The sequence below is a fragment of the Streptomyces ureilyticus genome (assembly GCF_011045025.1).
GTDB classification, from domain to species: domain Bacteria; phylum Actinomycetota; class Actinomycetes; order Streptomycetales; family Streptomycetaceae; genus Streptomyces; species Streptomyces ureilyticus.
Window position 1 is genome coordinate 1 of record NZ_JAAKZX010000277.1, and the last position, 10,527, is coordinate 10,527.

The 10,527-nt window shown below is 68.9% G+C and carries 13 protein-coding genes; 6 read left to right on the top strand and 7 right to left on the bottom strand.

Translation table 11 applies throughout. The annotated features are described in order from the left end of the window. Positions 1-283: 283 nt before the first annotated feature. The 7 genes from G6048_RS43395 to G6048_RS43425 form a co-directional block, all read right to left on the bottom strand. A complete protein-coding gene (locus G6048_RS43395) occupies positions 284-580 on the bottom strand; it encodes a hypothetical protein (protein ID WP_165345119.1) in 297 nt (98 codons plus the stop codon). Next, a complete protein-coding gene (locus G6048_RS43400; protein WP_165345120.1) occupies positions 573-863 on the bottom strand; it encodes a hypothetical protein in 291 nt (96 codons plus the stop codon). The genes G6048_RS43395 and G6048_RS43400 overlap by 8 nt, the downstream gene beginning before the upstream one ends. Then, positions 860-1,336, bottom strand: a complete 477-nt coding sequence (locus G6048_RS43405; protein WP_165345121.1) for a hypothetical protein — start codon at positions 1,334-1,336, stop codon at positions 860-862. Before G6048_RS43405 ends, G6048_RS43400 begins: the two co-directional genes overlap by 4 nt. A 22-nt stretch (positions 1,337-1,358) precedes the next feature. Then, positions 1,359-2,765 (bottom strand): replicative DNA helicase, encoded by a 1,407-nt coding sequence (locus tag G6048_RS43410; RefSeq protein ID WP_165345122.1) that lies wholly within the window; start codon positions 2,763-2,765, stop codon positions 1,359-1,361. An 86-nt stretch (positions 2,766-2,851) separates the two neighbouring features. Then, complete coding sequence (locus tag G6048_RS43415; protein WP_165345123.1) at positions 2,852-4,132, bottom strand: hypothetical protein; 1,281 nt, start codon at positions 4,130-4,132, stop codon at positions 2,852-2,854. Between the two features lie 674 nt (positions 4,133-4,806). Next, positions 4,807-5,325 (bottom strand): GNAT family N-acetyltransferase, encoded by a 519-nt coding sequence (locus G6048_RS43420; protein ID WP_165345124.1) that lies wholly within the window; start codon positions 5,323-5,325, stop codon positions 4,807-4,809. Between the two features lie 52 nt (positions 5,326-5,377). Next, on the bottom strand, positions 5,378-6,130 hold the full coding sequence (locus tag G6048_RS43425; RefSeq protein ID WP_165345125.1) for a GntR family transcriptional regulator: 753 nt from the start codon (positions 6,128-6,130) through the stop codon (positions 5,378-5,380). 591 nt (positions 6,131-6,721) lie between these two features. On the opposite strand from G6048_RS43425, the gene G6048_RS43430 reads away from it, so the two are divergent. The 6 genes from G6048_RS43430 to G6048_RS43450 all read left to right on the top strand — a co-directional run bounded on the left by G6048_RS43430 (position 6,722) and on the right by G6048_RS43450 (position 10,297). Then, positions 6,722-7,108, top strand: coding sequence for a hypothetical protein (locus G6048_RS43430; RefSeq protein WP_165345126.1), 387 nt, complete (start codon positions 6,722-6,724; stop codon positions 7,106-7,108). Continuing rightward, positions 7,105-7,230, top strand: coding sequence for a hypothetical protein (locus tag G6048_RS51220; RefSeq protein ID WP_268979387.1), 126 nt, complete (start codon positions 7,105-7,107; stop codon positions 7,228-7,230). Before G6048_RS43430 ends, G6048_RS51220 begins: the two co-directional genes overlap by 4 nt. Continuing rightward, entirely contained in the window at positions 7,227-7,640 is a 414-nt protein-coding gene (locus tag G6048_RS43435) for a hypothetical protein (protein WP_165345127.1), read from the top strand. Before G6048_RS51220 ends, G6048_RS43435 begins: the two co-directional genes overlap by 4 nt. Positions 7,641-7,698: 58 nt before the next feature. After that, on the top strand, positions 7,699-9,429 hold the full coding sequence (locus G6048_RS43440; RefSeq protein WP_165345128.1) for an FUSC family protein: 1,731 nt from the start codon (positions 7,699-7,701) through the stop codon (positions 9,427-9,429). Between the two features lie 85 nt (positions 9,430-9,514). Beyond that, positions 9,515-10,069 carry a hypothetical protein gene (locus tag G6048_RS43445; protein ID WP_328828704.1) on the top strand — a complete coding sequence of 185 codons (555 nt, stop codon included), beginning with the start codon at positions 9,515-9,517 and terminating at the stop codon, positions 10,067-10,069. Between the two features lie 3 nt (positions 10,070-10,072). After that, positions 10,073-10,297 carry a hypothetical protein gene (locus G6048_RS43450; protein ID WP_206342857.1) on the top strand — a complete coding sequence of 75 codons (225 nt, stop codon included), beginning with the start codon at positions 10,073-10,075 and terminating at the stop codon, positions 10,295-10,297. The last annotated feature ends 230 nt before the right edge of the window (positions 10,298-10,527 follow it).

Sequence of the window (10,527 nt, forward strand, 5' to 3'; positions counted from 1 at the left end):
ACCCCCAACCATCCACGCACCGCAAGCCAAAAGCGGCGCCCCCTCCCCTCTGTGGAGGGTCCGGGGGTGTGGGGGTGGAACCCCCGCTGCCTGAATCCGCACGATGCGTGCCCACTCGCGCCACCAACTCACCTCTTAAGAGGTGAATCAGTCGGCGGGGTGCTCGATCCTCCGGGACGCGGGCCCGCCGGTGCCGTGGCTCTACTCCGCGCGGTGCGGCGGGAAACGGGGAAGGGGCCCGGCGAGACGGTGGGTGTCTCGCCGGGCCCCGGTGTCGGGCGGGTCAGTAGAGCTGGATGCGGGTGAGGACGATGTGCGGCGGGTCGGCGTCGGCGACGATGACGTACTCGGCGATGCCGAGCGAGCCGTCCGCGCCGAGCGGCATTCGCCGCTGCTCGGGCCACTTCGCCGACGCGGTGCTGCCCGGCACTTCGCCCCGGGTCTCGTTGATCACGACGGTCGCGGCCATGATTGAGCCGAACACGTCCAGGGGCAAGGCCTTGTCCAGGAGGAGTGAGGTGACCTCCTCCGACAACACGCACGGCAGGCCCTGCGGTTCGTCGTCGTACGGCTCACTCAACGGGCAGACCCGCCTCGCGGCGACGGGCAACGAGGTCGGCGACCGCGGTCGTCGGCAACGTCCCGTCCAGCGCGGACGCGGTGAGCCGGTCCCCGACCGGGTCGGTGTCGAGCATCGCCTCGCACCACCAGCGCCGAAGGACGCCTTCGGCCTCCTCGGGGGCGGCGGCCAGCAGCTCGCGGTAGAACTCCATACGGCGCTCGCCGGACAGCGCGGCCGCGATGCCCTCGGCGTTGCGCGCCACCCGCTCCGGCTCGTGCGGGTGGATCGGCTGTGCGGTCATCGCGTGACGCCCCTTTCGGTCTGCTCCGAGTCTGCCCCGTCCCGGTGGCCGCCGTCGACCGGCTGTGCGGGAACCGCAGCTCGCTCTGCCTCCCACTCGGCCCGGCTGGCGACCGCCGCCTCGGCGACCGCGTCGGCCAGCTCGGCGCACAGCCGGAGGATCGCGCCGGCGTCCGGATGGCCGATCGACGTCACGGTCACCACCCTGCGCACCTGGCTGAACGCGTGGGAGACGCTGAAGGCGCCCGGGCTGCGGGTGCAGGCCTTGAAGGTGCCCCGGTCCTGCTGCCCCATCTCACGGCGGACCCTCTCCAGGCGGGCGACATCGACCGTGGGCCGTTCGGCGCCGCGCTGAGCCTTGATCACGTCGTCCAGGATGCTTCGCATCGCGGGGTAGACCGCGTTCCAGCGATCGGCGATATGCTGGGCTCGGGTCTCGGTGACGAACCTGTTCTTCACTTCGGTGGCGATCATGTCGGATTCCTCTTTCCGCAGGTCAGAAGCCCGTACCGAGGTCACGGGCGCGCGCATAGTGCCCCTGGAAGGCGACGGTGACGGTGCCCGTCGGTCCCTGCCTGTTCTTGCCGATGATCAAGTCCATCTCGCCCGCCCGCTCGTGCTCCTTGTCGTACGCGTCGGGCCGGTGCAGCAGGATCACGGCGTTGGCCTCGGCCTCGATGGACCCCGACTCGCGCAGGTCGGCCATCATCGGCTTCTTGTCCTCGCGCTTCTCGACCTCCCGGTTGAGCTGGGCCGCCGTGATGACCCTGATCCTGAACTCGCCGGCCAGTTCCTTCAGACCACGGGCGATCTCATCCACCTCACCGGTGCGGTTCTGCCCGCCCTTGCCGGAGGCCTTCATGATCTGGAGGTAGTCCACCACCAGGAGGCCCGGGAGCTTGCCCTGTGCCTGAAGCCAGCGCAGCCGCGAACGGAGCCGGACGATGGTCGCTGCCGGACCGTCGTCCACCACCAGCGGCGAATTGCCGATCCGCTGAGCCGCATCGTAGATCCGCTGCCGGTCGTCGTTCTGGTACTCGCGGTCCTTGACCCGGTTCAGCGGAACGCGCGCCTCGGCCGCGATGATCCGCTCCATCAGCTGCGAGTGGCTCATCTCCATGGACGACATCAGCACCTGGATGCCGTGCTCGATCGCCACGTGCCGGGCGATGTCGAGCAGCACCACCGACTTGCCGATCGCCGGACGGGCCGCAATCACCACCAGGTCGCCGGGCTCCATCGGAAGCATGGCCTGAAGGTCGGCGTACGGCAGCGGCAGGCGCTCGGGCGGCGGCGCGTCCATGCTGACGAGGTACTCCTCCAGCATGTCGTCCACGGTCGCGACCCGCTCCAGCCCGCCGCCGGCGCCGAGCTGGGCCGCCGACTGCATCTCGGCCTGCGCCGCGTTGACGATGTCGGCGACATCGCCCTCGGCCGCGTAGCCCATCTGCACGATCCGGGTGCCAGCCTCGACCAGACGCCGCAGCTTGTACCGCTCGACCACGATCTCGGCGTAGTGCTGGGCGTGCGCCGCCGTCGGCACCAACTGCACCAGGGTGTGCAGGTAGGAGGCGCCGCCGACGCGGTCGATGTCGCCGGACTTCGTCAGATAGCCCGCGACCGTGATCGGGTCGACCGGCTCCCCCTTGCCGTACATGTCCACGATCGCGTTATGGATCGTGCCGTGCACCGGGCGGTAGTACGCCGGGGCGGTGATCCCAGTCTCGGTGACGTCGCCGATCGCGTCCTTCGACAGCAGCATGCCGCCGAGCGCGCACTGTTCGGCCTCCAGGCTTTGCGGCGGGACGCGCTCGAACGCCACGGCCTCCGCGGCTTCCGGGGTGTCATCGAACAGCGAGCCGCCGCCGTCCTCGATGCCGTCGTGCTGGGTGGGTACGCTCATGGGTGAATCCCTTCCTCATGTGGTGATTCGCGCGGCGGCAGGGGCCTTACCAGGGGCTCCCCTGCCGCCGCTGTGCTGCGGAGGGCTTAGGTCAGCACCGGCGTCTTGCCGTAGCTGGGGTGGCACTCGCACTTGACCAGCCGACCGTCGTCCGACTCGCGCATGCGATGACCGGGCTGGACGGGCTCGATGCCGTCGTTGCACTTCCCGCACCAGTCCGGCAGCGCGGGACGCTGGCCGGGCAGCGAGGCCTTCGGCGCAACAAACCGCTCCAGGTGGCGCGGCAGGCTGAACCAGTTCCCCCGGCTGCCCATGTCGGCAGCAGCGGCAACCAGGTACTCGGCGTCCACACCCTCGGCGAGCAGCTTGGACGCGTCACGGACCATCGCCACCCGCGCCCGGGCGGGCACGCCGTGCCCGTGCCGCTCGCGAGCCTCGATCCAGGCCTCCGCCACCCGCACGTCGTCGTGGGTGTCCACCCCCTCGGCAGCAGCCAAGGGGGTGGTGTCGTTCTCCGGCGAAGCCGAGTTCTCCTCTCCTCCCGTCCCTTGCTCAGCTGTGATGGCGGGGTCCGATGGGGCACCCGGTGCGGGAGAGAGAGAGGCTTCTTCGAGAGAGCTTCTTAGAGGGTGATCGTTTTCGCTGGTCAGGGGGAGATCCGTTCCAGAAAACTGGTCTGACGTTCCAGAAATCTGGAATGCCGATCCAGTTTTCTGGAATGAAGGGTCCTCATCGGCCCCGACCTGCGCCGTTCCAGTTTTCTGGAACGGCTGGCCGTCGGCGTCGATCTGCCGCACCCGGGCCATGGTCTGGCCGTTCGGGGCGGTCTCGACCTCGGTGAGGTGGGTGGGCGGCGGGGGCGGGTTCTCCCGCCAGTCCGGCCGGTACGCGTCCAGCTTGTCCCACGCGTTGCGCCAACCGGTGTGGACGGCGTCGGGCGGCAGGTCGTTGACGGTGAAGCCGCGGGTGATGCCCTTGGCGGCCCGCTCCTTGCCCTTGAGCTTGGTGATGCCCTCAAGCTCCACCGAGTCCTTGGGGACGACCAGGTCGAGCGTCTCCAGCGTCTTCAGCACCTCGTACATGGCGCTGACCGACATGGGCTTGTCGTTCGGGCCGGGCAGTAGCCAGCACAACTGATCGATCGTCATGCGCCGCATGCCGCTCCGCGGTCGGCGGGAGGCCTCGACCATCATCGACCGCAACAGGCTGTAGAGCCGGTACGCGGTGTGCGTCATCCCCGGCATCAGCATCACGTAGTCGCGGACCATGGTGTACGACCAGTAGTCCGTGATGTCGCCGGAGAAATCGAGCATCTCGTCGCCGTCCGGCGGAGCGGCGGCGGACAACGCCTTCTGCGGGCGCTTCACTTGGTCACCGCCTCAGCGGCGGAGACCGCAGCGGGCGCGACCGAACGAGTCGGCGACGCGACGCTGCGTGTCGTGGGGTGGGTCTGGAACATCGTGCGGGATCTCCCCTGCATGGTTTGGGGAGTCGCAGACCGGCAAGTGACGGAAAAGAGACAGTGACCTGAGGCACGCTGCTGCGTGCCGGCCGCTGCTCGTTCTATCCTGTGAGTGGTGACCTCGGGCCTGGCAGGGCTCGGGCCCCGGCGTCATCGCCGACCTACGACTCAAGCTGTGGAGGCGGGAGTCGATTTGATGGCCGCTCTGCTGGCAGGCAGGGCGGCCATCGCCGTTTTATGGGGCTCGTGCCGGTCGCGGACATCCGAGGCGGTAGTCGCTGGTGGTCCCGCTGCGGAAGACTGGCCATCCTCCGATCTTGCATCGCGGACCGTGAAGCGCTGAACGCAGTTTCGGGCTGGCGGCCTGCCGTCGAGACTGAGGCGGGTCGGCGACTTCCTGAGAGCTGTTCATGCCGTGGTGCCTTCCTAGTTCCGTTGGTTTCACCGCTGTTGCGGCTACTCGGATCAGCGTGGGCGCCGACCACCACAATCGGCTACCGCTCCACGCAGCGCCTCCCCGAGGAGTCCCGGGAGGGGGTGCGTCTCGCGCATTGTCCTCCTCCGAGGCGCGCTGTGTGGTCAGCTTGTCAAACCCGGTGTGTCGGCTGCCCGCAGGGGGGCGTCAGCGTGCAGGACGACCGCGGACGAGCGTTGGGCCATCCAGCCTGAAAGGCGGTGCGGTGGCGCCTCGGTGCGCACGTGCTCGAACCCCTCGTTCAGGTAGTACCGCTGCAACTTCGTGTTGCCGCGCCACACGTCCAGCCGAACCCACGGCAGTTGCTGGCTCCGTGCCACCGCCCCAGCCCAGTCGAGCATGCGCCCGCCGAGTTGCTGCCCGGCTGCTGCGCGAGCTGTGATGAGCTTTGCGACGTAGACCGCAGAATCCGGCTCGTCAGCCTTCGCCCAGAAGTCCAAGTCAGGGCGAGCGAGAGTGACCGTGCCAAGCAACTCCCCGTTGCCGTCCGGAACGACCCAGGTACGCCCCTCGGTGATGTCGACCTGCCACTTCGCGAGGGCTCGGTCCCGGAACCCCGGTGCGCGCCACTGGTCGATGCCTGCGTTGGCGAGCCACTCCTCTGCCTCGATGCGAAGTTTCATGAGGGCACCGGCGTCGTCGGGGCTTGCCGGTCGGATGAGCTGCGGCACGGGGTCAGTCCTCGATCTCGTAGACAAGCGTGTTGAGGTCACCGGGAGCAATGGTCACCATGCAACGGACAGCCATTTCGGCGGCGTTGTAGCCGACTCGCACATGGCGCAAGACCGGCACCGTGCTGCCGGTCTGCAACCCGAGACGCACGGCCTGGTCCGCGGTCAGCGTCCAGGCACGCAGCTTGTCGACCTTGCGGGCCTGGGCGTACTGACCGTCCTTGATGTTCGCCAGGATGCCCCCGGGCATGGTGACGTCCTCCTCGTCCATGAGCGGGGTCTCGAACGCGACCTCAGTCGGAAACCAGCTGTCGGCAAGCTGGAAGGGCTCGCCGTCGACGCGACGGATCCGGCGTCGGGCGACAACGAAGGTCCCAGGACTCACGCCGAGTTCTGCGGCGACATCCGCCGGCGCGCGTTCCACGCTGACCGTGGGCGTGTCCTGGCTGGGGATGCGCCCCAGCTCAAGGATTGCCGCCTTCCAGTCGTCAATACCGCTCTTGGCGTCGTCCCGACGGCTACCGCGCTCGAACCTGTGCATGGCGAACTCGATCGGCTCGACACGGCGAACGAAGACGCCCTTGCCCTGCTGGCTGGTCACGTGCCCCTCTGCACGCAGGATGCCGATGGCTGCTCGCACGGTCTCTGCGCTCGTCCCGAATTCCTCGACCAGAGCGCGGGTCGGCGGTAGTTGGCGCTCAATGACGCCGGTGTCGATGCGCTCGCGCAGAACAGCGGCGATGTCTTTCGCCCCCATCCGCTTCTGTGGTTGACGGTTTGTCATGCCGAAGAGAGTACCCGACTTGCCTAGTGAAGCTATCCCGCAGGTTGAACTCTTTCGTGCTCACTTCTCTTTTCCCAGGTCAGAGTTAGTTCTCCAGTTTTCATGACGCGCGATCAGGATCCTTTCCAGCTGCGGTTGTTGACGACTTCCCTGGTGAAGGCTTACGGTCTCACTCAACTTCCCCAGTTAACTAGGGAAGTCGCTGGGGCGGGTGTGCCTTGCTCTTCCTGGCCTGCGTGAACCTGCTTGATGGCGGTGTCGGAACCAGGTCTTTCGAGGCTGAAGCTGGCTGGCCGCTCGTTCCTTGAGAACTCAACAGCGTGCCAAAGATGAGTAATTGGGCCAGATGTCGCCGGGCGCTCTCCATGTGAGGGCCGCCCGGCGGCACTCCAAAGCTCCAGGTCATGAAGGGCGTGCCCGACTGGTTCGGGCTCTCCGGAGACAGGGGTTCAAGTCCCCGCTCGCCTACCGCGCCGTCCCCCGTACGGCGCGACCCCCGACACGGCGCTCCACACGCCATATGTGCCGGGGGTCCACGGATCTACCAGCTAGGAGCTGATCCGCATGACCATCATGCCCGCCGACCTGCCCCTGTCGTCCACGGGGATCGCCGAGGACGTTCAGGAAGCGGTCAACGAGGTCTTCCCCCTCTTCGAGTCGGTCCAGAACCTGGCCCGCCTCGGGGTGAGCGTCGCCTTCGAGGTGGCGCCCTCGCGCATCGTCGCCACGATCAGGGTCACCGCGGACGCGGTGCAGGTCCTGCCGACGCTGCTGGAGGAGATCGACGACGCCCGCCCGGGCCAGCTGCCCGACGGCAAACTCGTCGTCACCGGCTCGATGTGCCAGGGGACGGTCACCCTGCGGGTGCTGATCCCGCAGGAGTGGGTGACGGCCGAGGAACTGGCCGTGCTGACCGGCACCGCCGTCGCCGACCCCTCCAACCTGCTGTGACCCCCGCCGAACAGGCCGAACTCGCCCGCAAGGTGAATGAGGCCAACCGTCGGTCCGAGCACACGTACGGCAAGAGCGGATTCGTCGCCCTGGTCTGGGGCGGAGAGGTGGTCACCGTATGAACGCCCTACTCAACAGGCCGAAGAAGGCCGTCAAGGACTTCCGCGAGCAGCACGGGCCGATGGAGACCTGGTCGGCCGAAAAGTTCGACCGCCTCTACGACCTGCTCATGGTCGCGAACGCCCCCGGTCCGGTGGCCCGGCTGCGTCTGCGGCTGACGCTGCTGATGTGGACCGCGGCGGCGATGCCGTTCTACGCCGTCGCCGAGCTGCTGTGGGCGGCGCAGAACAAGGTCTCGCAGCGGCTGAACGCGGTCATGGACCTGCTGGACGACCGGTGCTCGAACGTCGAGTCCGCGTGCAAGCGGGCCGGTGACCACGCGCTGGTCGAGTACGTCGGCCGGGTCTTCGACTCGGTCTCCCAGTCGGCCAACTTCGTTGGCCGACTGGCCGCTCGCCTCGTACGGGGCTGACGGACCGCACGCCGTGGTGGCCGCCGGGAGGCGGCCACCCGCATGAAAGGAGGTTGGTGTGGCGGCCCGTAAGTCACCCGCCCGCAACACCCGGAATACGACGACGCCGCGCCGCCCGGCCAAGGCGGCGGCCCTGCCGCCGAAGCCGGGAGCGCGGGAAGACGGCGAGAGCCTGGCTGCGGATCTCCGTGACCGCACCGCCGACGTGATCGACGGTGCCCGGTGGACCGGAGCCCAGGAAGCGGCGGAGCTGATCCGGGCCGCCAACGACAGCGTCCAGCAGATCCGCCGGACGGCGGCCGCCGACGCCAAACGCGTCCTGGTGGAGGCCGCCGAGGAAGCCGGGGATCGACTGCGCAGGGCCGAGGCCGACGCGGACACCATCCGCGCCGATGCCCGGATCGACGCGGCCCGCCAGACCCAAGAGGCCATGGCGGACGCCGAGGATCAGGTCCAGGGTCTGCTCGCCGATGCCGAGAAACAGGTGAGCGTCGTACTCGCCGAGGCGGAGGACCGGGCGAACGCCTTGGTGGACCTGCGCCGAACCTCGGCAGAGGCCGCCTACCGCAAGGCCTTGGACGACGCCGCGCGAATTCTCGGTGAAGCCCAGGATCAGGCGGTGGAGATCAAGACGGCCCGGGCGGCTCTCGACTCGGAGCTGGAGCTGGCCCGCCGGTCGGCGCGGCTCGACCTGGACGAGGAGCTGACCGCGCGCCGGGCGGAGATCGACGCCGAACTCGCGGAGCACCGGGCGGAGGTAGACGCCGCCCGGGCGGAGATCGAGACCGAGTTCCGCAAGCTCGGCGAACAGCACGAGCGGGCGCGGCAGGCACAACAGGAGCGACTCGCGGCCGAGTTCGAGGAACTGCGCAAGCAGGCAGAGAAGGAGGCCCGGGCCGCCGCCGGCGGAGTCCGCCAGGAGGCGGACGACAAGCTCCGGGAGGCCAAGCGGGAGCTGGAGGCCGCACGCGAAGCCCGACGCGTCGCCGAGAAACGGGCGGCGAGTCTCAAGCGGACCCGGAGCCGTGGCGAGTACGTCAAGCAGGGAAGCATCTGGGTCGCACTGGCGGCCGTGATCGTCCTGACCGCCTCCGGCGAGTGGGCGTTCGCCCGGATGGTCGGGCTCGGCGACACCCCGATAGGAGACGCGGGCTGGGCCCTTCCGCTCGGCCTGGACGTCTACGCGGTCACTGCCTTCCGGATGCGGAAGGACGTGCCGTACGCGCTCGGCCTGATGGCCGCCACCAACATCACGTACCACGTGGCCGACATGACCGGCACCGGCGTGACGGTGGTCGACGGCGAGAAGCACCCGAGCGTCTACCTGATCATCGTCGCCGTGCTCGTGGTGGTCGCCATCGTCTGGCGGGTTCACCGTCTGCTTGAGGACGACCACGACGACGAGAAGCCGTCGGCCGGATCCGCCCCCGAGGCGGACGAGCCGTCAGCCGTACGGGGCGAGCCGGACCGTACGGCACCCCGTACGGAACCCGCCCGTACGGCAGGCCGTACGGAACCCGCCCGTACGGCCCGTACGCCGGACCGTACGGCGAAGCCCCGTACGGCCCGTACGCCCTCGCCCCGCACGGGAGGCCGTACGGGAGGTGTCCATACGGACGCCGAGGCGATTCAGATCCTGCGGGACCTCCCCGCAGGGGACAGCGGCTACGTCACCGTCAACGCCGCCCGTACGAAGCTCAGCTGCAACCGCGACCGAGCCGTACGGCTGCTGGACGAAGCAGGGCTCCTGAGCCCTGCGGACCGCACCAAGCACCTCGCCGCTCGCTGACCCGCGCGGCGCCGTACATCGCGGGCCGGGCCCGCCACTGCCCCCGAAAGTCGGCGGGCCCCCTTCCCCGAGAGGAGATCAACCCGTGCCCGAGATCGAGCACATGAACGACGTCCTGAACAGGTTGCCTGCCGAGTTCCGGCCCCTGCTCAATCTGGAGCACTTGACCGGCTGGACGCTGGACCGGCAGCGCGAGCACAACGCCGACCTCAGCACGTACGAGGGAGGTCGCGCGGTGTTCCAAGCGGTCCTGCGCTCCCAGGTCGTCGAAGGCGACCGCAAGTGGTCCGCCCGCTGGAGGGCCCGGAAGGTCGAAAAGCAGTGGAACAAGCTGGTCAAGGCCTCGCGTGACGCCGGAAACGCTGCGGAGGCACTGCGCACCGTGTACGCCGACCACGTCCGCGAGGTGGCCGCTCTGCCTGCTCAGCGGGCAAGGAAGGCCGAGGTGAAGGCCGGTCGGCGCGGCAAGGTGAACGCCTTCGCCGCCAAGTCGATGCACAAGACGGCCGCCGCGATGACCTCCCGGCCCGATGGAGGTGAGGAGGACGGTAGTGAAACCGCAGGTCAGAGCCCGGACCGTCCGGCCGCTGACCGGACGGTCCGGGGCGTGAACGACCTGTTCGACCGGAAGGGAGCCTGATCAGTGCAGCAGGTGCCCTCCATCGACCAGGCCCGCGAAGCTCGTCGTGCCGCCCACTGGGAGGAGCGACAGCGCCGCCAGGTGGAGGCGCGGGGTGACGCGGGCCGGGCCGACGCCTGGTGGGACCGGGCCCGCGCGATCTGCAAGGCCAATCCGGAATTGTGGAACGACCTTGCGCGGACGCTGGAGAACTGGGCCGGACGCCAAGACAGCAGTAACGGCGCGTAAGCGTCATCACCATCATCATCACCCCGAGGCGGACCGGATTCGGGAGGTCAAGGCGGGCGCGTGGGCGCCCGGGCGCGCGGGCGCGCGAGGATCTCCCATCCGGTCACCCTCTGTCAACCCTGGAGAACACGTGGCTGATGACCCTCGGGACGACAACCGGAACGGCAACGTCGTCTCCTTCCGCTCTCGGGATGGGGCCCCGCCGGGGCTTCCCCCGATCCCGGGTGCCC

Coding starts and splice junctions, on each gene's coding strand:
- G6048_RS43400 (WP_165345120.1), bottom strand. CDS start 863: ATGACCGCACAGCCGATCCACCCGCACGAGCCGGAGCGGGTGGCGCGC.
- G6048_RS43405 (WP_165345121.1), bottom strand. CDS start 1,336: ATGATCGCCACCGAAGTGAAGAACAGGTTCGTCACCGAGACCCGAGCC.
- G6048_RS43410 (WP_165345122.1), bottom strand. CDS start 2,765: ATGAGCGTACCCACCCAGCACGACGGCATCGAGGACGGCGGCGGCTCG.
- G6048_RS43420 (WP_165345124.1), bottom strand. CDS start 5,325: ATGAAACTTCGCATCGAGGCAGAGGAGTGGCTCGCCAACGCAGGCATC.
- G6048_RS43425 (WP_165345125.1), bottom strand. CDS start 6,130: ATGGGGGCGAAAGACATCGCCGCTGTTCTGCGCGAGCGCATCGACACC.
- G6048_RS43430 (WP_165345126.1), top strand. CDS start 6,722: ATGACCATCATGCCCGCCGACCTGCCCCTGTCGTCCACGGGGATCGCC.
- G6048_RS43435 (WP_165345127.1), top strand. CDS start 7,227: ATGAACGCCCTACTCAACAGGCCGAAGAAGGCCGTCAAGGACTTCCGC.